The organism is Kitasatospora sp. NPDC004240, from assembly GCF_053603215.1.
The window spans coordinates 85,526-105,764 of the sequence record NZ_JBSGFD010000007.1 but is presented as its reverse complement, the minus strand read 5'-3'; the positions used below and the strand labels follow the sequence as shown (position 1 = coordinate 105,764).

Sequence of the window (20,239 nt, the reverse complement as noted above, 5' to 3'; positions counted from 1 at the left end):
ACTGCCTGCCATGACCGCATCCACGAAGCGCGAACGGCCCGATCACTCACGCCGTGATCACTGGAGAGCCGGATGACAGGGAAACCGTCATGTCCAGTTCGGCGGGAGGCCGCGCGGAAAAGGACCTGCCACGGGCAGGCACCTCGCCGCGCGGCCGACCCAACCTCGTGGCTAACCGCCCACCGGCGCCTCGCCCGGGACTACGAGACCAGCCCCGCCCACTCGGAGACGATGATCCGCTGGGCGATGATCGGCATCATGGTCCGTCGGCTCACCCGCGGCCGACCGGCAACACGACCCGGCCCGCAACCTCTTGCACCAGCAAATACCTGACGCGCCCGCCTGCCGCATTCTGGTTGGATGCCGCCATGAGCGCAGGCACCCACCCGGAATCCGGTCTGACGAAGAGCATCTGGAGCGACGCCGACTTCGACGCCATGGGATGGCACGACGTCACCATCCACGGCCTCTGCGTGCAGCCCCCGACCTCGGACAACGCTCTGCCACGCCTGCTGCTGGACATCGACTACATCGTCCGTTGGGTGCACCCGGTCGAGCCGGAGACGCACTTCAGCTTCTGGATCGCACCATCCACGCTCGTGTTCGAGGACGTCTGGGACATCGAGGGTGACCTCGACTTCAAGTGGACTGCCTTGAGCCTGGACATTGACCACCTTCGACGCTCGACCCCACAGGACAGCCGCGGCGGCCCGCAGTGGCACATCGAAGGCCACTCCTTCGAGCTCAAGTTCCGAGCTGCCGGATTCCGCCAGTACGTACGACAGCCACCCCAGCACTCGCCGCGACTTACCCTCCAACACAGCCACCGCGGTGGGATCTCCTTCGCGGAGACCGCCTTCGCCTGAGGACGGCTCGGCGCGTCTACCTGCCATTCAGCGAGATCTCAAACGCGGTCTCAGGTCCAGGTCACGCACGACGGCTATCGCAGCCAGCACGACCGTAACCACTGCGCACAAGCCTGCCACTGCCCACCAGATCCGCTGACGCACCTTGCCCCCTATGAGCTCGTAACACGATCACTGGCCGTGTGTGTTCAGGCGTCGCCAACAGATGAGTGCGCAGGCGAGTGAGACGAAGGCGTTGTGGAGGTCCAGGCGTCGTTCCCAGCGGACGGCGACGCGCTTGAACTGGTGGAGCTGGGCGAAGGTCTGCTCGACGACGTAACGAAGCTTTCCGAGACCGATGATGTCGCGCTCACCCTTGCGGGAGATGACGGGCAGGATGCGACGTTTGCGCAGTTCCCGACGGTTGGGGTTGCTGTCGTAGCCCTTGTCGCCGAGCAGGGCGTCCGGGCGCTTGCGGGGATGACCGACGCGGCCGGCGACCGGCGGGACGGCGTCGACCAGGGCGAGAGTCTGGGTGACATCGTTGACGTTGGCGGCGGTGGTGATCACGTGGAAAGGGATGCCGCCTCCGTCGCTGATCAGATGGTGCTTGCTCCCGGTCTTGCGGCGGTCGACCGGCGACGGGCCGGTCGCCTCGCCCCCTTTTTCGCGCGCACGTGCGAGGCGTCCACGCAGGCGCGCGTCCAGTCGATCAGTCCGGCCGCGTTCAACTCGGCCAGGAGTATGCGGTGGAGAGCCTCGAACACCCCGGCCTCCTGCCAGCGGCCGAGTCTCCGCCAGCAGGTCTGCCCGGAACCGAAGCCCAGCTCCAGCGGCAACTGCTGCCAGGTGATTCCGGTGTACAGCACGAAGAGGATGCCCTGCATGCAGAGTCGGTCGTCCACGGGGCGCGGGCCCCCGGCGACCGCTCCGGCCAAGCTGGCAGCAGCGGCTGAATCCGGGCCCACAACTCGTCGTCCACCACCCACGGCTTCTTGCTCACGCCATCACGAACGGACGAATCGTCACATCGGTCACGCCCCACCAGCAACGATCAGCAAGATCGTGTTACGAGTTCTATGGCGTTTGATTCGACTCGGCTATGACGATCTACCCGCTCCAAACCGCCCTCAGCGCCCAGCCCGTGGGAGATCCGGTAGCGGTGGCCCCGAGCTGAACACGGACGTCCTGGTCGCGGCGCTGGCCGACGTTTCGAGCAGGGGTAGCGCTGATCTACTCGTGGTAGTTCGTGAGTGCTGCGGGTGCGGCCACCGAGGGCGGTAGCCCGCAGCCTCCAGTCCGACCACGGAGTTCCTGCGTGCCTGTTGCACAAGGTTGTGCCCGCCCTGGGTTCTGTGGCTGGGTGCAATTGATTTGAGACCGGGACTGGCATGGGATGAATGCTGCCGTCACCCCAGGCTCACTATGAACCTCACCAGCATGCTCACAAGGGCGAAGCCCGGGAGTGCGATGAAGACCCCTCCGGTGAGGTAGACGACACCGGGAAGCCGCCCGTCCTTACCTCTCGGGAGGTTGCCGGCGAAATGTGATCCGACTCCCCGGAAGTCAGTCACCACCGCGAGCCCTATGAGCAGCGGGATGAGGAAGAGAAATGCCATGGCTACCGTCCCCGCTGTCCCGGGGTGGCGGTGCCACCCCGGGACAGATCGTTGGTCAAGTTCAGCCGAGATTCAAGCGGCCGCCGGAGGTGGCAACTGTGACGATATCAGCCGAGGCTGAGAAGAAGCCTGATCAGGCTGGTAGCCAGGACAATCGCGGAGAACGCAATGAAGAACCACCCGACTGCCAGGATGACCGCGGGGAGCTTGCCGTCGTCCCTTCGCAGCAGTGACCCGGCAAAAAACGAGCCAAGCCCTCGGACGTCCATCACGACGGCTACCCCCAGGAGCAAGGGGAGTGCAAATACGAGAACCATCAACTCTAATCCCCGTTTCTGGCCCGACGCGCGGCCGGCACCATCCTGACAGTGCCGAGACAGCGAGGCTGACGATGCACGCCATGCCCATCACATCCAAGGCTCCCAAGATCGCCACGGTAGCCAGGTTGATCGAATTCAATGCGCATGGCCCTGCCGCTTTCGGGCATTATCTTGCCATCACATCAGGCTTACAATAAACCTCACCAGGGTGGTTACGATAACAAGGCTCGAGAGTGCGATGAAGCCCCCTCCAACAAGGTAGATGACGCCCGGAAGTTTCCCGCTTTCGCCCCTTGGGAGGTTTCCGGCGAAGTGTGACCCGATCCCTCGAAAGTCGGTCACCACTGCGATCCCTGCAAGTAGCGGGATGATGAAGAGAAGTACCACTGCCACCTTCCCTGTTGCCCCGGAATACGGGTATTACGGGGCAAATCGCCGTTTCGTTCAGGCCTAGGCCGAAAGTCTGGCCAGATGTCTATTTATACTAACGGATGCGCTCGGCGAAAAGGGGTCATTGTCGATTCCGCATGGGAAGGTGTTGCCCATTTTCCATTGAGGCCGCCGGCGCGGCCATCGAGATGGTGGCCGCGCCGACTGTTGCCGTATGCCCTTTCCGGAAGGTCGGCTCGAACTTTGCGGTTCGTTAAGGTTGGCCGTCCTTCTTTTGTGATGATCGCCGGAGGAGGAGGGTCTGTACGGTCTTGAAGGCCGTACAGACCCCTGCAAGGCAGACCCTGAGTGCCGGCTCGAGCAGTCGGGATCTGCGGCGGCATTTGATCAGGCGGCATCGGCAGGCGGCGAACCGTGCGCCAATGACTTCGCCTTTGCATCCGGTGCTTGCGGTGTCGCAAGCAGCAAAGTGCCGGGCTGGGTCGAGTGGACAGAAGAGCGCACCACCGTGTTCGGATCGGCCTGCATTGCGGTATTGTGCGCCACAGTCACCTTCCAGGGCGGCTACGGGGGTCGTTCCCCCACGTTGCGGAACGGGCCGCAGGATCGAACATGCCTGAGCGGGAATTTGCCAAGAAGCTGCTTGGCATGGGCGGCGGTTTCAGTATTGGCTTCAATGCAACAATGGCAGACAAGCAGAGCAGTGGAAGCGTCGGTGCCTGTGCATGCGCCCGGTTTGGGGGTTGCATATCAGGGGCAAGGGGGAGTGGCAGCAACCTTCGTGTCGGTCGGCATAGGGTCTGGGATCTACCCAACTGCCGCTTTCGTGTAGAATTATGACCTGATTGGTCGCGGGAAGTGATGTGGGGGGCGCATGACTGGAGCAGATGAATACCGGAAAGTGATTCGGCCCGATGAAATCGGGCTTCCGCACCTCGCGGTGATATCACTATTCCTGGCGTTCGGCGTGATTGGCTGGGCGCTGAAAATTGTGGAGATCCGATCACTCGGTGGGCTCGCCAACTGTCCGCCCATCAAGCGGGCGGCGCTGGCCGGAATATCCGCATACTGTACAATGATCGGAATTCTCCTAATCTGGGCAATGATGCAAGTCGTTTAATCCGGGACTGATAGCCGAAGCGGCCCGTCAAGCGGATCTTGCGAGCCGTTTCGGCTATCATCCCTAACCGCCCTGAATGCGCCCCCGTGCCCGCCGTGGCCGCCGACCGCGGGGATCGCCGCCGTCGTTCCCGAGGACCCGCCGTGCCCCGAACGGTAGGACTATCCACGGCCGGCTACGACAGGGCCTCGGCAAGGTTTGGATTTGACCGGCTTGTCCGGCTCTGCGGTGCAGGTCGTCCAGGTGTGAAGCAGGCACGGTTTCCAAGATCATGGAGTTCTCTACGCCCCGTGATCCCGTTGGAAGCCCGCGCCTGCCGCTGCATCATCTCCGATCCCACCCGCCCTTGACCAACTCCGTGACCAGCCGCCGACCGGGCCCAAGGAGTACCCTGGCCTGCTGGAACGCCTGGCCGAAATACCCGACCCTCGTGATCCCCGCGGGGTGCGGCACGCGCTGTCGTACGTGCTCGCCCTGGCCGCCACCGCCGTACTGGCCGGCTCGAGGAGGCCTGGCCGGCGATCCGTGCGAAGGCGAGGGCCGAGGGAGCCGAGGTGCTGTTCGCCGACCAGGTCGGCATCCGCTCCGACCAGGTCACCGGCCGCACCTGGGGCGAGAAGGGCCGCACCCCAATCGTGCGCCGCACAGGCAACCACTTCCCGGTCAACGCGATGTCCGCGATCAGCACCAAGGGCCGCATGCACTTCATGGTCTTCACCGAGACCTTCGACGCCAAGGTCATGTGCCGGTTCCCCGACCGGCTCGCCGGCCACTTCGACCGCAAGGTCCACCTCGTCGTGGACCGGCACTCGGCCCACCGCTCACGGAGAGTCCGTGCCTGGCCGGCCGACCATGTCGAACGGGTCGAGCTGCACTTCCTGCCGTCGTACTCGCCCGAGCCGAACCCCGACGAACTGGTCAACGCCGACCTCAAGCGCAGCCTGCCCATGAGGCACCGGGCCCGCAACCAGTCCGAGCTGGCCGCCGAAGCCCGACGCTTCTTCCACCGCCGCCAGCGCCAGCCCCACATCGTCCGCGGCTACTTCCACGGTCCGCAGGTCCGCTACACCCTCGATGGGAACCAATTGAGTTTCTGATCAATATGCAGAAAACACAGCAGGCAGGTCCATGCGAACTCATCCGCGCCACGCTGCTGCACGCGCGGATGACCTCGCTGGCCCTGCGGCGCTGACCACGACCGCAGCGGCCCGGGCAAGGTCCGGCCCACGTTCGGCGCCCCAACTGCCAGCCGCACACGCCGACCGCCCGGCACATGCTAGAGGCCGCCACCTCTGCGGCCCGGCCGGCCACTGAGGTGCCCGACCACTCAACGGCACCCACCCCGTCCCGCTCGTCCACGCTGGCGCCCGCTTCGAACGCGGTGGCTCATCGAACACCCTGAGATCATGGCAGTGTGACGATAACTCCCGAGCACCCGCGGATTGACGCAGAACTCCAGATCGACGACATCCATGGCACCGGGGAGGACAAGACAACCGTTGTCGTGCGTTGCATCCAAGGACCGGTGCGCCTTGGGGCGCGCTTCCACCGCATCCGCGACACTGCGGTCCCGATCGACCTGAAGCTGACGGAGATCCTCTTCTACGGGCGTCCAGTCGACGAACTCGATTCCGCCCACACCGCCCTCGTGACCCTCCGCGGAGCAGGGACGCCTCTCCTTGTTTCAGGAGATAAGGCTCACGGCTGGGAGATCATCCAGGGCGCAAACCCCTCGTCGTGACTCCGCTCACCCGCAGGTTTTGAAATTCCTCGCCGATAAGCCCGCAGACCCAGGTCAGCACCGGCCACGGTCAACGCCACCTGGGACACTGCCGTCCACCCACCTTGCCAATCCATGCTGCCGGCTCTGGGCGATGGCGTCCATCCTGCGCGGGTCGAGCATGTCGGCCTCGCCCAGGTGCTGGCTGCTCATCGCGCGCCCGGTTGGAGAGCGTCCTCAAGGCGGGCGCACCATGTGGTGATCGCCTCCCTCCACCACACCCCCAGCAAAGCGTCCGCCCAGGCGGAAGGCGTCGCGTACGAGCAGGCCGGAAGGCTGGGCGGTGTCGGGAGGACCGTGACGTCGCGGACCCTGGCGCCCGCCCAGTGCCGCGCAGCCGCGGCCAGGGTGAGCGCGGCCGCGTCCTCGGCACATCGCCCCTGGCGTCGGGCGGCACTCCAGACTGTGCGCACCAGCGGCCACAGCGCGGCGTGGTCCCGGTTGTACCGGTGCCCTCGACCGACGGCCGTGTCCAGGGCCGCGGAGGTGGCGTGGACGGCCGGGTCCTCGGCGACCGCGTCGCAGGCCCGGCTGATCGCGGCCGTGGTGTCGGCAGCTGGCGCGGCAGCCTGGTACGCGGCCAGCGCCAGGTTCGAGCGCTCGATCACCACGGTCCACGCCGCGAGCGCGGTCCACGCCTGCTCGCCGACCTCGCCGTGGTCCAGCCAGGGCTTGAGCAGCGCTCGCACCGCGTCGTCGTCGTGATGGGCCCCGGCGGCCAAGGCGCGGGCGTAACCGGGCCAGGTCCTGGGGCCGGTGCCGTCGGCCAGGGCCCGGGCCCGGCGGTCCGCCTCGGCGATCACCACGCAGGCGCTCCACAGACCGCGCACCGGGTCGGGGAGGGCCGCGGCCGGTACGCACTTCGCGCAGATGCCGTCCAGCAGGTCGAGGAAGGGCACCTCGGCGGCGGCGTCGGCCTTCAAGCCATGGGAATGCGGGCACCCGCCGCCCCACCGGTGCCGGATCGGGTTCGGCGTGGCCACGTGCCACTTGCCACTGCCGCGCCGGGCCAGCGGAACGGTGGCGGCCAGGAACGCGGGAAGGCCGACGCCCGCCTGCTCCAAAACCCGTCGGTCGGGCACCGCGGCACCGTACCCCCGGCTCACCAGCTGCTCCCTCCACCGACGCTGCGCTCAGCCTAGCTGCGTCGGCCTCGGTATCAGTCCGGAGTGCGATGCTCTCCGTGGGCAACCTTCTACCGCGAGCACCCTGCCCGGCCCGGCCGTGGCGCGCCCGGTTGGGGCGGGACGCGGACGGACAGGCCCCGTTCGTGGCAGCCCCGTCCGCTGGCGGCCGCCGGGGAAGGTTGTACGGGCCTACTCGGTGTGCCGCTTGCAAGTTGCCCTGTTCCAGACACCCCACGGCCGAGTTCAAGATTCCTTCGACGCCCCGCGCGATGCTCTGTCCGGTGCTGCGCGTAGACCGAGGGGACGACAACGGCCCCGGTGCGCGCACCGGGGACGAGCCGATGACCTTCTCGGGGTCGGGAAACGTACCGGCCCCACTGACAATCACACCGGCCAGGTGGGCCCGATACCCCGATCACGCCCCGAAGCCGCCGACCGCGGCGCCCGGCTGCGCGCCGAACACGCACCTGGCGTACCACCAGATACAGCACCGCAATCGCCAACCGCGCCACCGGCGAGCACCTCGAACTCCTCCACCAACTCCTCGCCTCCAAGAACGCCCTGCTGTGCCGTCACGGCCTGGACGAGGGCCCGGGTGGGGAGACGGTGGTGCAGCTGACGCACGAGCTGCCCCGACGGGAAACCAGACAGCCATCTGGAGTGCTCGCGACAGCAGAGTCGCCGCACAGCGGCTGAACTGTACCCATGAGGCTGGACAAGAGCCGGAAGGCACTCGCACTCGCGGAGAAGTACCTGGCAGTCCTGGAGGAGCTCCACGACGACCCGGAGGAGTTCCAGGCCTCCTTCGTCGGTGCCATCGGCGTGATCCGCAGGGTCGGCCACGTGGTCAACGACGAGTTGAAGAAGCTGGGCTTGGAACGCACGTCCACCTTCGGCCAGTGGTGGTGGGGCCAAGCGAACAACACCCCTCTCTACCAGTGCATCAAAAGCGCGAGAGACCTCGTGTACAAAGAGGCCGAGGAAGTGACGCAGGTCCACCACGAGGTCAACGTCGCCGATACGCCGCTCGGAGTCGCCACCGCCTACCCCCCGTCAGTGAGCACCGAGACCCACATCGACGTCGCCGCAGGCGGAGAACCGACCCGATACACCTTCACCACCCCCTCGGTACCCCCGCAGGCAGCGGAACGGCCGGCTCGGCCTACACCCGAACCTGGATCTTCACGGGCGCCGAATGCACCGGCGAAGTGATCCCCGTGCTGCGCGAGTTCCTCAACTGGATGCGCGACGAAGCCATCCCCAACGCCGAGGCCGCCCTGGGACACCCCTGAACACCGGCAACCCTCGCGGCCGCCGCCGACCGTTCCAACCCCGGCATCCCACTTCCTGACCTGCCGCTGCGACTCTGCGGCCAGACGGATGAGCTCCACACAGCCACCAGGCGTGACCGCGGTACGCCTAGCGGCGCCCAGCGGTTCGCGGCCGTATCGTGCGGGGAGCATGGAAGCACCCGACGGCTGGACGCTGGCCTCGTTCTGGATCACCGCCCTGGGAACGGCCCTCGCAGCACTGGGCTCGGCCATGAGGGCATGGTTCACCATGCTCGAATATCGCGATCTGCTTGCCCGCGCCCAGCTCCCCACCTTCGCCCGCCAGCTGATGTGGGCTCTCCGGCCCGGGCTGCTGAACCTGATTAGGATCCCCGCCTTGGTAGCTACGACAGTCGCCGTAGTCCGAAGCTGGCAACAGATCAAACAAGAGGGCGGCGAGGACGCCCGCCGTCTCGGGGAGCTGATCAACCAGTTCGTGGCCTGGGGCCTGGTCCTCTGGGGAGCCCTGCTCGCGTTCGTCGCAGCGTTGATCAAACTCATCGCCGGCTACGCCAGCTGATCCGGCGCACCGCCCTGGCGCCCTTGGCAACGATCACTTCCCGATCGCCGAAGCTCGCCCCAGCCCAGCCGCCGCGCTGCTACGGTCCCGCGCCATGGAGGACAGCAGCAACGATATCTGGACGATGGTCGGCGTCATCGTGGCCGCGGCCGGCGTCGTCGTCACCGCCCTCATGGCCTACTGGGCGACCCGCAGGGCCGCGGCCAAGGACTCCGCGACCCGCGAGGGAGGTTGCCGACGACATCGAATGCGCCCGCTGGCACCGTGGACGCATGTAGGCGGTCTGGCATCAACCCCAAGGAGATCGACGCCGTCGTCACGTCCACCAGCACACCGGCGGGGGTCATGCCAGGGCTTGGAGTACGTCTGATCGCCGACGCCGGCCTGGACCTGGCCATGACTCCGGTCGACGTTGTTGGTGCGGGCTGTGCCGGCGCTGTGGGGCTCCTGTACCTGGGTGTGCAGCTCGTCGAAGCGGGCGTCGGCACCGTCGCGGTCGTGCAGTCGGAGGCGAGTAGCAGTCTCATGCGGCTGCATGACGTCCGTGAAGGTGAGGCCTTGCCGACGATCATTTTCGGCGACGGCGCGTGCTGCTGGATCCTTCGCCCTTGCAGGGAAGGTGCGGGCATCCTGTTCAATGCCTCCCGCACGGACCCCGCCGGCAACGAAGGCCTGGCTCTTCACGAAGCCGACATCCACAGCTTCGCCATGGATCCGCGGGCGGTGAAGCGCTTCGCGCTCCGTGAGGTACCTGCCCTCATCAGGCGGTTGGAGCAGGGTAGCGGCACGCCCGTGCCGGCCGCCGACCTGGTCCTGCTGCACCAGGCGAACCTGCCACCTCGGCGATCCCCGAGCCGTCCGTCTTCACGATCGTCGCGTTGTTCGAGCGCGACATGCTCTCCGCCGTGCGCAGCGTGGCGTGCAGGGTCCAGTAGGTCTGCTCGATGGTGAGGTAGGTGGTGATGGGGCCGCGGTTGCCGCCCAACGGCGCGGGCTCGACCGCAAGACCGTCCGCAAGGCCCTCCAGCATCAGGAGCCCCGCCGGTTGTCGCGAAAAGTGCCCGGCTGGGAAGTTCGCCGGAATCTGATAGACGCCATGGCCGCAGACGGCCTCCCCACCGCAGGGATCTGGGCCCGGATGATGGACGACCACGACACGCCGCTGACCTACAACGGCATCAACACCTACCTTGGCCGGACACGCCCCGCCCTCGCCCGCACCCGGGAGCTCCCCGACCTGCATGCATGACCCGTAGAAATGCCTGATCAGAACATGGCCCAAGCATCACTCGGCAGGTAGTGGTAGACGTCCTCCATGGCCTCGGCGGGTAGGAAGACGGGGCGCGTGACCAAGCGATCGCCGGCTCGCTGCACGCACAGCACCACCCCAAGAGTCAGCGACCCGGCCTCCGCCCCGGGCAAGTAGAACAACTCCGTACGGGTCTCCCGACTCTCAGCGCGGTCGAACAGCCACTGCTCCAGCTCGGAAGGGACCCTCCCGACCAGTGCCACCCCGTCCGCCAGAACCTGCGGCCCTCGCAGCGCATCGACCGATACGCCGCACAAGCTCTCGTCAGCCACGAAATAGAGCTTCACGCCCAGCCTGAGGTAGGTGTGACACGCGATGTTCCAATGCGAGTCGTGCTGGCGCACGGTCGCGCGGACTCCACCGAGTGCAGCAGATGCCTCGTCCGAACTCATTCCAAACCGCAGCGGACCCACACTCACGAACGGATCGAAGGCCCACTGCTGCCGCTCGCTGTCCGGCAAAACATCCCACAAGCTCATGGAGCGCAGCCTACGACGAGCCATCAAGGCCTTTTGACCTCAGGGATATGTGGTCAAGTGGGCTTTACCCCGAGCCGTGGACACTTCTGAGAAGCGGATCTTCGGATCCGTGGAGAGGATGTCCTCATGGGTACTGCGAGGTACTCGGGAGAGTTCAAGCGGGACGCGGTCGCGCTGGTGGAGTCCAGCGGGCGGCGCATCCCGTCGGTGGCACGCGAGCTGGGTGTCAACCCGGAGTCGCTGCGCCGGTGGGTCGCACGATCGCGGGCCGATTCGTCGTCGGGTGCGGGCGGTGAGGGCCCGTTGACCCCGGCCGAGCGTGAGGAACTGCGCCGACTGCGCAAGCAGGTCCGTGAGCTGGAGCTGGAGAAGGAGATCCTGCGGAAGGCAGCCCAGTATTTTGCCAAGGAGATGGGCCGATGACCGGCCGCTGGCGGTTCATCTCCGACCATCGTGACCTGTACGGGGTACAGCGGCTGTGTCGGGTCCTGGGCGTGTCGGCTTCCGGTTTCTACCGGTGGATCGCCGCGGCGGCCGCCCGGGCCGCGCGCCGGTCCGCCGACGAGGACCTGGGCGCTCGGATCGAGGCGATCCACGAAGAGTCGAACGGCGCCTACGGCGTCCCGAGGATCACCCGTGAACTGCGGGAACGGCACGGTGTGGTGAACCACAAGCGGGTCGCCCGGCTGATGCGGGAGCGCGGGATCGTCGGCCGCCACCTGCGGCGCGCGGTCCGCACGACGGTCGCGGACCGGAGCGTGCCGCCGGCGCCGGACCTGGTCGGGCGTGACTTCGCGGCTGCGGCGCCGGACGTCCGGTGGTGCGGCGACATCACGTATCTGCCGGTCGGCGGGTCGTGGATGTACCTGGCGACGGTGATCGACATGCACTCGCGGCGGGTCGTTGGCTGGTCGCTCGCGGAGCACATGCGCGCCGACCTGGTCGTCGACGCCGTACGGGCTGCCGTCGACGCCCGGGGCGGCGATGTGCGTGGGGTGGTTTTCCACTCCGATCGCGGCGCGCAATATACGTCCGGGGCATTCTCCGAGGTCTGCCGGGCGCACGGGATACGGCGCTCGATGGGCCGGGTCGGCTCCAGCTACGACAACGCCCTCGCGGAGTCGTTCTTCGCCACCCTCAAGCGTGAACTGCTCTACGGTTCACGCTGGCTGACCCGGGCACAGGCCCGTATGGTGATCTTCGCCTGGATGGCCTGGTACAACCGCAGGCGACGCCACTCCGCCCTCGGCTATCGAAGCCCCGTCGACTACGAACGACAGCACGCCACCAGCACGGATAACCTGGACCTGGTGGCGTAGAAGGCGAGTGTCTACGAAATAGGGCAAAGCCCGGACCTCGCGCTGGGATGAGTGGATCGACTACCTGCGGCGCGCAGAGGCTCACGGAGGGTTCCGCGTCGAGTAGCACAGTCACTCACGCAGCAGCACAAGCCCGGTCTCGCAATCTGTTTGTACTGGTCCTGGGCGCTTGTCCCGCCTATCTGCGCGAGTTCTAACGCACAACACCCCACGATGAGTCGCATAGACACCCTCGAGTGCCGTGCGAACCCGCTGGTACCTGGCAGTTATTGCTACCAAGGCCAGCGGGTTCGTCGTTTCATCCCTCCGGGATTCAGCGAACTGGTCGGATTTCGGGTTGGGTCGGTCTCCCAGACACCACGGGCAGGGTTCCAGGTTGCCAGGGGAACCGGCAGGTGAGGTGAGGAGTCCTCGTACATTCTCGACCACCAGAAGACAGGGACGGAGGGCTTCGACTGCGCGCGCGACGTGCAACCAAAGCCCCGAGCGTGTTTCGGAGTTAAGGTCGGCCTGACGGCCGGCAACCGAGGCGTCTTTGACAGGGGAAGCGACTCTGTTGCGCATTTCGGCCGGGGCTATGCGGTGAGTTGGTAGGCGAGGCGGGACAGTCGGCTTGTCCGGGGCTTGCGGGGTTGATCGGGTTGTCGGCCGGTCCGGTGGGCGTCGAGTCGGATGATGTTGATCGCGGTGGCGGAGAAGGCGTGCTGGAGGGTGACCTTGGGCAGGCCGCGGTAGCGGGCCCGGCGTAGGCCGGTGATGTCGAGTGCCTGGCTGATGGTGCCCTCGACGCCGGCGCGCAGGGCGTACGTGGCCTGCCAGGCGTCGGTGGCCTGTTCGGCGCGGGCGGCGGCGACATGTTCGTGGAGCTCGCGGGGCCGCAGGGTGAGCATGCAAGTGCCGCGGGCCGCGGTGGTGCAGCGTTCGCGGGAGGGGTAGGGGCGGCAGTCGGTGCCGGCGAAGGCGATCACGATGGCGTCGTGACCGTGCTGGGTGACGGGGTACCAGCCGGTGCTGGTGCGGCCTTCGGGGCAGGTGACCTGGCGGGTGTTCCAGTCGATGCGGAACGCGGCCCGCAGGAACTCCGGAGCTGCCGTGGCTCATACGGCGGAACCGCTGAGCCCAAGGGTTGGTAAGGACTCTTGACAGTCGGGTGGTCCAGACCACCAGTATTGGTCCAGGCCAGAGTGCTTCAGGTCGCCGAAGTCCCCCACCTTCGAAGGGAGCGCGGTCCATGGCCGGACCCGTTCGCGCACCACTCCGAGCCCTGCTCGCCGGAGCCGTCACCGCCGCCGCCATCGCCGGCGTGGCGCTCACCGGCACCGGCACCGGCACCGCGGCGGGCACCCCACTGCCCGCCCAGGTCTTCGCCCCGCACGTCGAGGCCCGGGCCGGTGACAGCCTGTCCAAGCTCGCTTCGCAGTCGGGTGACACGTACCCGACGATGGCCTTCCTCCAAGCCGCCGCCACCGCCTCCTCCCCGTCGCCCTCCGCGTCGAGTGTCCAGGTGCCCGCCATCCAGGTGCAGGTCAGCCCGTCCTCTGGCACGGTGACCGCCGGCTCGTCGACCACCGCGACCGTGAGTACGGCCATCATCAACAACGGCTCGAACACGTCCATCGCGATGACGGTCAGCGGCGTTCCTGTGGGGGTCACCGCCTCGGTCAGCCCGTCCTCGGTCAACGGGAGCTCCGGCGCCGCCCTGTCGGTGTCGACCGTGTCCACGGTCGTCCCCGGCACCTACACGCTGACGGTCAAGGGCACGCTGACCGGCACCTCGGCCACGTCCTCCGCGACCTACACGCTCACCGTGACCGGCGCCGCCCCGGCGTGCTCCACCGCCTCCTGGGTGGGCACACAGGTCTACACCGGTGGCAACACCGTCTCGTGGAAGGGTCACCAGTGGAGCGCCAAGTGGTGGACGCTGGGCGAGGAGCCCGGCACCACCGGTCAGTGGGGCGTCTGGCAGGACCTCGGTACCTGCTGATCTGCATGCGTCGCCAGGCCGTGCCCCGGAACCGGGGCCCGGCCTTGCGACGCGTGCGGACTCTGTTGCTCATTTCGCTGCGGGGTGTTGGTCGGGTTCGGGATGACCACTCTGTGGGCTGCCTGGCGGTGGTGCGGCCCGGGAGGGTGGTGCGGAGTGTCGATGCGGCCGCAGGGGCTGCCGGAGATTCCGGCGGCGGTGGCCGGGGCGGTGTTCCAGTCCGGTTCGCCCGCGATGCGGGCGAGGGACGAGCTGGCGGGGTGTTTGCGGACGAGCCGTTCGCGGACGCGTTCGGGGTGCGCGGACCTGCGGGCTTGTCGCCCGGGATGCTGGCACTGGTCACGGTGCTGCAGTTCACGGAGAACCTGACCGACCGGCAGGCCGCGTTGATGGCGGTGCGTGCGATCGACTGGAAAGACCTACCACGTCACCTGCGACGCCTGGGGACGGGAGGTGGTCGGGAAGCGGGAGGCCGAGGGCGACGGCGTCCCGCCCGGCCGACTACGGCTCGTCTCCCCCTACGACCGCGACGCCCGCTGGTCGGCCAAGGGAGACGAGCTGTTCTGGCTGGGCTACAAGGTCCACCTCACCGAGACCTGCGACACCGGCACGGACGGTACTCGCGGTGGCGGTCCCGCCGCGGCCGGGGCCCCGAAGTTGCTACCCCTCGAAGGGGCGATGAGGACGGGGACAGCCGCCCGGTGCCGAGGTGGCCCCACTGGTGTTGCTACCCCTCGAAGGGGCGATGAGGACCCGGGCGACCGGGCTCGGGTGCGGTGACGGCGGCCGGTTGCTACCCCTCGAAGGGGCGATGAGGACCCCACGGTAAAGCCGCAGGCTGTGGCCGTGAAAACTCCCCGTTGCGGCGTGGATTCTTCAGCGAACCCCCAGTTGTGCTCTGGACCCTGGTGTGGTGCTGAAATCTGAGGTCCCGTGGGTTTACGTTGCGCACCGCGACCGGCAGTGTCCCGCGTTCCCGAGTCTACGCTCTGTGCCACCCTGAGAGTTCTCTGCTGGCAGGCCAGGGACACGAACGGCGAGGGTTCCATCGCGTTCGGCGCTGGCCGGTATGTCCTCAACCTCGGCGGCAACAAGATCGATAACGACTGAGGTGGTCGACCCTCACACAGGTGTGTGGGTGCGGCGGAGGAGGGTGGGGTTGGTGGGGTCGGTGGGTTGGAGTTCGATGGCGCGGCGCAGTTGTTCCATGCGTCGGGGGAGGGGTTGCCAGCCGGGTTCCGTGGCCATGTCGGTGTTGAGGTCGTGGATGGCGCGGGCGTAGGCGCGGGCCAGGCCCCGGAAGTGCAGGGGCAGGCCGGGGCGGGGGTGGCCGCTGGGGGCGATGCTGACCCACAGGGCGTCGGTGGTCTCGTTGTCCGGGCCGGGGGGTCGGGTGGTGTCGCGGGCGACGAGGTGGCTGCGGGCGGTGAGCCAGTGGCGCATGGCGGCCCGGGTGGGGCCGGACAGGGCGATCGTCTCGGTGACGGGTGTGATGTGTGGGTTGCGGTGCTGGGGGAGGCGGGTGAGGCGGATGGTGCCGCGGCGCAGGTCGACGTCGTCCGTGCGCAGGGCGCAGAGTTCGCCGGCGCGGCAGCCGGTGTCCAGGATGGTGCCGATGATCGCGAGGATCCGGCTGCGGGACGCGGAGCGGCCGGGGTGGGTGGTGTGTTCCAGGTGTCCGAGGAGCACGCTGCGCGGGCGGGCGGCGACCACGGGCCGGAGCGTGACGGGCGGCGGGTCGCGGTCCGGAAGGGTGATGGTGATGCCGGCGTGGGTGGCGAGGACGCGCAGGCAGTCCTCGCGGACGCGCATGGAGGCGGGCGAGGCGTGGTCGGGTCGTGCGGCGGGCTTGCGCCGCAGCAGGCCCTGTTCGGCGGCGGTGAGGTAGGCGGCGAGGGTGTTCGGCGCGAGGAGCGCGGGGAGTGAGCCGGCGGCCGAGGGTGGGATCGCGGCCCGTTCCAGGGCGGTGCGCAGTTCGCCGGCGACCCAGCGCAGTTGCTTCGCCCGGGAGGCGCCGGTGGGCGGTTCGCAGGCGCGCCCGACCACGGTGTCCAGTGCCTCGACCGAGGGTGCCGCTGCCGTCGGGACGTCCGCCATGGGGCCACCCTAGCGCCGGGACCGGGCGGCGAAGGGTGCTTGTCACGTCCGGTAAGTCAGGTTTAATAACTGGCTTGGAGCGGGATCGTCCGTGGGGGGGGCGAGTGGTGACCGCAGTCTCCGGCCCAACCGTCCCGGTGGTGGCCGTCCTTCGGCGACCGGGGAGGGGGCCCTGCCCGGGCATCCGCCAGTCCTCACGGCTGCACTGTCCAGGTGGTGTCGCCGTTGAGCGCGAGCCTTCGGACCTTGCGTACTCCGGGAAGGGCCACGAAGGCCTGGATGTCTTTGCCGCAGGTCAGCTATGGTGCCAGAGTGTTCCGCCGGTCTGGTTCGGTCACGGCGGCAGGCTGCTGTTCGCCGCGATGACCGTGGTGATCGTCCTTGCCGCCGTCGCCGTGGTGATCCTCGGCTTCGCCGCCCCGCACGGCATGGGAACCGCGCCCGCCCACACCGACCCGGGACGTTCCGCCGTGCTGGCGATCGTCCTCGCCTTCCCGGTCGCGATGGCGCTTGCCACGGGCGTCGAGGCACCGTCCACGGCGATCGCCCAGCTCGGTCAGCTGGACGACACCCACCGGCGCCGCTTCGGGCGTGGCACCCTCGCCCTGCTCCTGGTCATCGTCGGCGGCCTCACCCTCGCGCTGACCGCCCTTGCCGTGGACCTCCGGATCGGCCTGCCCGGCACCGACTCCACCCAGATCGCCGACATCGCCCACGCCGCCACCGGTGGTGGATGGCTCTACGGCGCCTTCCAGCTCACCAGCTCCCTGCTGCTGCTCCGCCGCGGCCAGCTCCTCCTTCCAGGCCGGCCCCGGCCTGCTCAAGGCCCTCGCCGGCACCGACGAGCGCCCCGGCGTGCTGCCGCCCGTGCTCGGCCGCACCAACAGGCACCACACCCCGTACTGGTCCGTGGTCGTCCACCTCGCCGCCGCCGCGGTGATCATCGTGGCCGCAGCCGGACAGGAACAGGAACTGGTGCTCTTCTACGCGGTGTCGGTGTTCGTCAGCTTCCTCGTCGGCCTGCTCGCCATGACCCGCTTCGCCCGCACCGAGCACAAGCCGCTGCTCGCCGCCGTCAACGCCGCAGCCGCCGCGGCCGTCGCCTTCACCCTGCTGGTCAACCTGCTGCGAGGCTGGCCGATCCTCTCCCTCGTCGCCACCCTCGCCATCGGAGGCGGCCTGTACATCCGATGGATAGGTGCCGGTCGCCCCAGCGGCATCGAGGACGTCGAAGCCACCGCCGAAGCAGGCTGAACCGCCCATCCGCCGGACGACCCCGGCAACCCGGTGCGGGCCGGCCAGGCGCGGTGGGTCTCACCGGGGTACCGAGCGGCGGTTGTTCGCGCGGCATGAAACCGGTGGTCGTCCGGTGGGGGCCACGCTCGGGTCGGTGTCGGCCGGCATCGCAGGCGGCGACCTTGGGAGCGTCGCCGTAATGCGGAGCGGGTCCGCACGTCCCTTCGCGTGGCGAGCTCACCAGACCAGGAAGTCGGACTCCCGATGAGGGATCGCCTCCCCGCCGGCCCTGGCGAACGCGTGGAGCGCCACCGCCAGGCCGGCGCGGTCGTCAGGTGGCATCTCCCTGACGATCCGCGCGATCTCGACGCGACGTCGCTCGGTCACCTCGGCGACCATGCGTTCCCCGGCTTCACTGAGCTCGACGTGTTCGCCCGGCCCGTCATGTCCGGCCGGCAGGCGAAGCACCAGGCCGCCGGTGAGCAGGACGTCGACCATCCTGAACGCCGCCTCAGGGGCGACGGACAGCTGTTCCGCGAGGTCGCCCGGGCTCATCGCTCCACGCGTTCTCAGCAGGACCAGGATCCGGAACTGCGGCAGGGTCAGATCCTCGGCCACCCTGCCGAGGGATCGAGCCGCCACGGCGACCAGGACCCGTGATGCCGCGAGGATCGCAGAGACCAGGTCCTCCTCCGCCCAATCGGGGGGCTGCACCGGATGGGCGCTGATGGGACGCTCGGGCATGGGTCCTTTGTACCGCCCGGTGCACGGCGGCGCACCCGAACGCTCCGTCCCGCAGACGGATCGGCTGGTGGGGCCATCGATGGAGGCAGAGGACGACGGCCCAGGCCCACGTAGGTGGGGCGGTGGCGGGGCGGGGACGGTATCCCCGCCATGGACGGACCGACGCGTCAGCAGCATCAGAAGGGGCTCCGGCCTGGCCCATGCCGCGTCCGTCGGCTCGCACGACCTCGCTGACCTCCGTGGCCAGGTGCTCGGCCCCCGCGCCGACGCCGGCCGCCTGGTCGAGGCGGCGGTGCTCGAAGTCGACGGCGGGGACCGCACCCGGACCGGACGGTGATCGAGACTCGATACACGCTGGACCGGTCGCGGGTAGGGCGTCAGACCACCGCAGTGTCCGGCGTCGTCTGAAGGAGAGCTCGTGCAGAGTGTCACCGGCTGTGGCGGTAGTGGTGAATCAGCTCTGGATTCCCGCGGTGGTGGAGATCACCGAGCGGTTCGCCGCCACCTTCGGCGCCGCGTCCCGGCATCTGAAGATGCTGAGAGGCTCCGGCCTGGTTACGCTGCGCCGGGAAGGAAAACACTACGACCAGGCCGACCGCTTCGGCCGTGTGGCTGCTGGCCGACGACCTGCAGGCCATGTGCGCCGCCAGGCTCGACACGCTGGCCGACCTCGCCGAGCAGGCCGAACGCGCAGCGCAGGAGTAGAGGGCGCGACCTGATGACCGCAGAACCGGTGACCGTCGAGCGGAGGATCGCCGCGCGGCCCGGGGCGGTGCCCTCCTGCCTCACCGATCGCGAGCGTCGGCTCTCCTGGGTGGGCAAGAACGGCGAGGGCACCCTGCTGTGCCTGGTTCAAGACCTCCCGGTGCAGGCCCGCGCGCCGCGCGAGCGGGGCTGGGCCCACTGCGTCGAGTGGCTGGCCGTACGCGCCGACGGCGGCGACCGGGCCCCGACCACCGGAGGGCGAATGTGGTGGTCCGACCCACCGCCCCGGCAGCGCGGCCGACGGTGTCGGCCCTCATGAGGAGTGACCTGCGATGACGAGAGTCCTGGTGACCGGGGCGACGGGAAACATCGGATCGAAGGTGGTCGCGGAGCTTCGGGACCGAGGCGTTCCCGTACGTGCATTCGTGCGTGATCCGGGTCGAGCCGCCGCCCTCCTCGGTGGCGACGTCGACATCGCGGTCGGGGACTTCGCCGATCCCGAATCGATCCGGCGAGCCCTGCCCGGGGTCGACCGTGTCTTCCTGATGTGCGGCAACGATCCGCGGCAGGTCGAGTACGAGACGAACGTCATCGACGCGGCCACCGCCGAGCACGTGGGGCGGATCGTCATGCTCTCCACCGTGGGGGCGAAGGTCGGCGCACCGGCGGCGTTCGCCGACCAGCACGGCCGAATCGAACAGCACCTGCGCGCCTGCGGCGTTCCGGCCGTGATCCTGCAGTCCGGTTACCTGATGTCGAACATCCTGGGTTCGGCGGAGACCATCGCTCGGACCGGAAAGTTCTTCCTGCCCGCCGGCGAGGCGCGCGTGGCCATGATCGACCCGCGCGACGTCGCCGTCGCGGCAGCCGCCGTCCTCACGGCGGGCGGGCATGACGGGCAGACCTGTGTGATCACCGGGCCCGAGGCGATCACCCACGCGGAGGTCGCCGAGCACCTCTCCGCCGCCACGGGCCGCGTGATCGAGTACGTCGACGTGCCGGACGACGCGGCTCTTGCCGGCCTGGCCCAAGGCGGTGTGCCGCCATGGCTGGCCGAGCGGATCGTTGCCGTGTTCCGGTCCCTCCGAGCGGGCGTGAACGCACACACGACCGACACGTTCCGGGAGCTGACCGGACGTGAGCCCCGCGGGTTCGCCGCCTTCGCGCGCGACGTCGTCGCCCCGGTCCTGACAGGCTGATCCGGCATCATCGCGATCCCGAGCCGGCCGGACCCGGCCGCAGCGTCTGAGCGCCCGTCGGTCGTATGCCGAGATCCGTGACCTCGAAGCGGTGAGGCCACCAGGGCCCGCCCCG

At 68.5% G+C, this 20,239-nt stretch carries 22 protein-coding genes and 3 pseudogenes; 14 read left to right on the top strand and 11 right to left on the bottom strand.

Annotated elements, in window-relative coordinates; translation table 11 throughout:
* Nucleotides 1-165: 165 nt before the first annotated feature.
* Nucleotides 166-333 (top strand): annotated as a pseudogene (locus ACWEQL_RS03820) (IS5-like element IS4811 family transposase); the annotation flags it as partial.
* 35 nt (nt 334-368) lie between these two features.
* Entirely contained in the window at nt 369-866 is a 498-nt protein-coding gene (locus ACWEQL_RS03815; RefSeq protein WP_452148528.1) for a hypothetical protein, read from the top strand.
* A gap of 171 nt (nt 867-1,037) precedes the next feature.
* Here the strand turns inward: ACWEQL_RS03815 and ACWEQL_RS03810 are convergent.
* From ACWEQL_RS03810 to ACWEQL_RS03800, 3 genes and pseudogenes are all read right to left on the bottom strand, one after another.
* Nucleotides 1,038-1,848, bottom strand: a pseudogene (locus ACWEQL_RS03810) (IS5 family transposase).
* Nucleotides 1,849-2,254: 406 nt separating this feature from the next.
* The gene (locus ACWEQL_RS03805) at nt 2,255-2,464 is read right to left on the bottom strand and encodes a hypothetical protein (RefSeq protein WP_452148527.1); all 210 of its coding nucleotides are present in this window, start codon (nt 2,462-2,464) and stop codon (nt 2,255-2,257) included.
* Nucleotides 2,465-3,561: 1,097 nt separating this feature from the next.
* Entirely contained in the window at nt 3,562-3,702 is a 141-nt protein-coding gene (locus ACWEQL_RS03800) for a hypothetical protein (protein ID WP_452148526.1), read from the bottom strand.
* Between the two features lie 1,113 nt (nt 3,703-4,815).
* On the opposite strand from ACWEQL_RS03800, the gene ACWEQL_RS03795 reads away from it, so the two are divergent.
* Nucleotides 4,816-5,391: an IS630 family transposase gene (locus ACWEQL_RS03795; protein WP_452148533.1), complete on the top strand. Its 576-nt coding sequence runs from the start codon at nt 4,816-4,818 to the stop codon at nt 5,389-5,391.
* A 317-nt stretch (nt 5,392-5,708) separates the two neighbouring features.
* A complete protein-coding gene (locus ACWEQL_RS03790) occupies nt 5,709-6,035 on the top strand; it encodes a hypothetical protein (protein ID WP_452148525.1) in 327 nt (108 codons plus the stop codon).
* 188 nt (nt 6,036-6,223) lie between these two features.
* On the opposite strand, the gene ACWEQL_RS03785 is transcribed toward ACWEQL_RS03790, so the two are convergent.
* Nucleotides 6,224-7,156: a hypothetical protein gene (locus ACWEQL_RS03785; RefSeq protein ID WP_452148524.1), complete on the bottom strand. Its 933-nt coding sequence runs from the start codon at nt 7,154-7,156 to the stop codon at nt 6,224-6,226.
* 750 nt (nt 7,157-7,906) lie between these two features.
* Between ACWEQL_RS03785 and ACWEQL_RS03780 the strand changes: the two genes are divergently transcribed.
* The 3 genes and pseudogenes from ACWEQL_RS03780 to ACWEQL_RS03770 all read left to right on the top strand — a co-directional run.
* Nucleotides 7,907-8,413, top strand: a complete 507-nt coding sequence (locus ACWEQL_RS03780; protein ID WP_452148523.1) for a hypothetical protein — start codon at nt 7,907-7,909, stop codon at nt 8,411-8,413.
* A gap of 249 nt (nt 8,414-8,662) precedes the next feature.
* The gene (locus ACWEQL_RS03775) at nt 8,663-9,052 is read left to right on the top strand and encodes a hypothetical protein (protein WP_452148522.1); all 390 of its coding nucleotides are present in this window, start codon (nt 8,663-8,665) and stop codon (nt 9,050-9,052) included.
* Between the two features lie 345 nt (nt 9,053-9,397).
* Nucleotides 9,398-9,694: pseudogene (locus ACWEQL_RS03770) on the top strand (hypothetical protein); the annotation flags it as partial.
* A 118-nt stretch (nt 9,695-9,812) separates the two neighbouring features.
* On the opposite strand, the gene ACWEQL_RS03765 reads toward ACWEQL_RS03770, so the two are convergent.
* On the bottom strand, nt 9,813-10,082 hold the full coding sequence (locus ACWEQL_RS03765; protein WP_452148534.1) for a hypothetical protein: 270 nt from the start codon (nt 10,080-10,082) through the stop codon (nt 9,813-9,815).
* Nucleotides 10,083-10,148: 66 nt separating this feature from the next.
* Here ACWEQL_RS03765 and ACWEQL_RS03760 point away from each other — a divergent pair, with 66 nt between their 5' ends.
* The gene (locus tag ACWEQL_RS03760; protein WP_452148521.1) at nt 10,149-10,301 is read left to right on the top strand and encodes a hypothetical protein; all 153 of its coding nucleotides are present in this window, start codon (nt 10,149-10,151) and stop codon (nt 10,299-10,301) included.
* 17 nt (nt 10,302-10,318) lie between these two features.
* On the opposite strand, the gene ACWEQL_RS03755 is transcribed toward ACWEQL_RS03760, so the two are convergent.
* Nucleotides 10,319-10,840, bottom strand: coding sequence for a hypothetical protein (locus tag ACWEQL_RS03755; RefSeq protein WP_452148520.1), 522 nt, complete (start codon nt 10,838-10,840; stop codon nt 10,319-10,321).
* A gap of 126 nt (nt 10,841-10,966) precedes the next feature.
* Here ACWEQL_RS03755 and ACWEQL_RS03750 point away from each other — a divergent pair.
* Nucleotides 10,967-12,159 (top strand): IS3 family transposase gene (locus ACWEQL_RS03750; RefSeq protein ID WP_452148519.1). Its coding sequence is split into 2 segments (ribosomal slippage): nt 10,967-11,242 and nt 11,245-12,159, totalling 1,191 coding nucleotides; the frame shifts between segments, so codons are not numbered across the junction.
* 111 nt (nt 12,160-12,270) lie between these two features.
* On the opposite strand, the gene ACWEQL_RS03745 is transcribed toward ACWEQL_RS03750, so the two are convergent.
* Both ACWEQL_RS03745 and ACWEQL_RS03740 read right to left on the bottom strand, forming a co-directional pair.
* A complete protein-coding gene (locus ACWEQL_RS03745) occupies nt 12,271-12,723 on the bottom strand; it encodes a DNA cytosine methyltransferase (RefSeq protein ID WP_452148518.1) in 453 nt (150 codons plus the stop codon).
* An 11-nt stretch (nt 12,724-12,734) separates the two neighbouring features.
* Nucleotides 12,735-13,217, bottom strand: a complete 483-nt coding sequence (locus ACWEQL_RS03740; RefSeq protein WP_452148532.1) for a transposase — start codon at nt 13,215-13,217, stop codon at nt 12,735-12,737.
* Between the two features lie 173 nt (nt 13,218-13,390).
* On the opposite strand from ACWEQL_RS03740, the gene ACWEQL_RS03735 reads away from it, so the two are divergent.
* Nucleotides 13,391-14,143, top strand: a complete 753-nt coding sequence (locus ACWEQL_RS03735; protein WP_452148517.1) for a hypothetical protein — start codon at nt 13,391-13,393, stop codon at nt 14,141-14,143.
* A 399-nt stretch (nt 14,144-14,542) separates the two neighbouring features.
* Nucleotides 14,543-14,923: a hypothetical protein gene (locus ACWEQL_RS03730; protein WP_452148516.1), complete on the top strand. Its 381-nt coding sequence runs from the start codon at nt 14,543-14,545 to the stop codon at nt 14,921-14,923.
* A gap of 342 nt (nt 14,924-15,265) precedes the next feature.
* Here ACWEQL_RS03730 and ACWEQL_RS03725 read toward each other — a convergent pair whose 3' ends face one another.
* Together ACWEQL_RS03725 and ACWEQL_RS03720 are read right to left on the bottom strand one after the other, a co-directional pair.
* Nucleotides 15,266-16,240 (bottom strand): site-specific integrase, encoded by a 975-nt coding sequence (locus tag ACWEQL_RS03725; protein ID WP_452148515.1) that lies wholly within the window; start codon nt 16,238-16,240, stop codon nt 15,266-15,268.
* Nucleotides 16,241-16,539: 299 nt separating this feature from the next.
* Nucleotides 16,540-16,956 (bottom strand): hypothetical protein, encoded by a 417-nt coding sequence (locus tag ACWEQL_RS03720; RefSeq protein WP_452148514.1) that lies wholly within the window; start codon nt 16,954-16,956, stop codon nt 16,540-16,542.
* Between the two features lie 10 nt (nt 16,957-16,966).
* On the opposite strand from ACWEQL_RS03720, the gene ACWEQL_RS03715 reads away from it, so the two are divergent.
* Nucleotides 16,967-17,494, top strand: a complete 528-nt coding sequence (locus tag ACWEQL_RS03715; protein WP_452148513.1) for a hypothetical protein — start codon at nt 16,967-16,969, stop codon at nt 17,492-17,494.
* 219 nt (nt 17,495-17,713) lie between these two features.
* On the opposite strand, the gene ACWEQL_RS03710 is transcribed toward ACWEQL_RS03715, so the two are convergent.
* The gene (locus ACWEQL_RS03710; RefSeq protein WP_452148512.1) at nt 17,714-18,220 is read right to left on the bottom strand and encodes a MarR family winged helix-turn-helix transcriptional regulator; all 507 of its coding nucleotides are present in this window, start codon (nt 18,218-18,220) and stop codon (nt 17,714-17,716) included.
* 718 nt (nt 18,221-18,938) lie between these two features.
* On the opposite strand from ACWEQL_RS03710, the gene ACWEQL_RS03705 reads away from it, so the two are divergent.
* Together ACWEQL_RS03705 and ACWEQL_RS03700 are read left to right on the top strand one after the other, a co-directional pair.
* Nucleotides 18,939-19,244 (top strand): hypothetical protein, encoded by a 306-nt coding sequence (locus ACWEQL_RS03705; RefSeq protein ID WP_452148511.1) that lies wholly within the window; start codon nt 18,939-18,941, stop codon nt 19,242-19,244.
* Between the two features lie 13 nt (nt 19,245-19,257).
* On the top strand, nt 19,258-20,124 hold the full coding sequence (locus ACWEQL_RS03700; protein ID WP_452148510.1) for an SDR family oxidoreductase: 867 nt from the start codon (nt 19,258-19,260) through the stop codon (nt 20,122-20,124).
* Nucleotides 20,125-20,239: the final 115 nt, after the last annotated feature.

Bases quoted from the DNA above. Each gene is read 5' to 3' on its own strand.
- ACWEQL_RS03815 (WP_452148528.1), top strand. From the start codon at position 369: ATGAGCGCAGGCACCCACCCGGAATCCGGTCTGACGAAGAGCATCTGG.
- ACWEQL_RS03805 (WP_452148527.1), bottom strand. From the start codon at position 2,464: ATGGCATTTCTCTTCCTCATCCCGCTGCTCATAGGGCTCGCGGTGGTG.
- ACWEQL_RS03800 (WP_452148526.1), bottom strand. From the start codon at position 3,702: ATGCAGGCCGATCCGAACACGGTGGTGCGCTCTTCTGTCCACTCGACC.
- ACWEQL_RS03780 (WP_452148523.1), top strand. From the start codon at position 7,907: ATGAGGCTGGACAAGAGCCGGAAGGCACTCGCACTCGCGGAGAAGTAC.
- ACWEQL_RS03775 (WP_452148522.1), top strand. From the start codon at position 8,663: ATGGAAGCACCCGACGGCTGGACGCTGGCCTCGTTCTGGATCACCGCC.
- ACWEQL_RS03765 (WP_452148534.1), bottom strand. From the start codon at position 10,082: ATGCTGGAGGGCCTTGCGGACGGTCTTGCGGTCGAGCCCGCGCCGTTG.
- ACWEQL_RS03760 (WP_452148521.1), top strand. From the start codon at position 10,149: ATGGCCGCAGACGGCCTCCCCACCGCAGGGATCTGGGCCCGGATGATG.
- ACWEQL_RS03755 (WP_452148520.1), bottom strand. From the start codon at position 10,840: ATGAGCTTGTGGGATGTTTTGCCGGACAGCGAGCGGCAGCAGTGGGCC.
- ACWEQL_RS03745 (WP_452148518.1), bottom strand. From the start codon at position 12,723: ATGCGCAACAGAGTCGCTTCCCCTGTCAAAGACGCCTCGGTTGCCGGC.
- ACWEQL_RS03735 (WP_452148517.1), top strand. From the start codon at position 13,391: ATGGCCGGACCCGTTCGCGCACCACTCCGAGCCCTGCTCGCCGGAGCC.
- ACWEQL_RS03725 (WP_452148515.1), bottom strand. From the start codon at position 16,240: ATGGCGGACGTCCCGACGGCAGCGGCACCCTCGGTCGAGGCACTGGAC.
- ACWEQL_RS03710 (WP_452148512.1), bottom strand. From the start codon at position 18,220: ATGCCCGAGCGTCCCATCAGCGCCCATCCGGTGCAGCCCCCCGATTGG.
- ACWEQL_RS03705 (WP_452148511.1), top strand. From the start codon at position 18,939: ATGACCGCAGAACCGGTGACCGTCGAGCGGAGGATCGCCGCGCGGCCC.
- ACWEQL_RS03700 (WP_452148510.1), top strand. From the start codon at position 19,258: ATGACGAGAGTCCTGGTGACCGGGGCGACGGGAAACATCGGATCGAAG.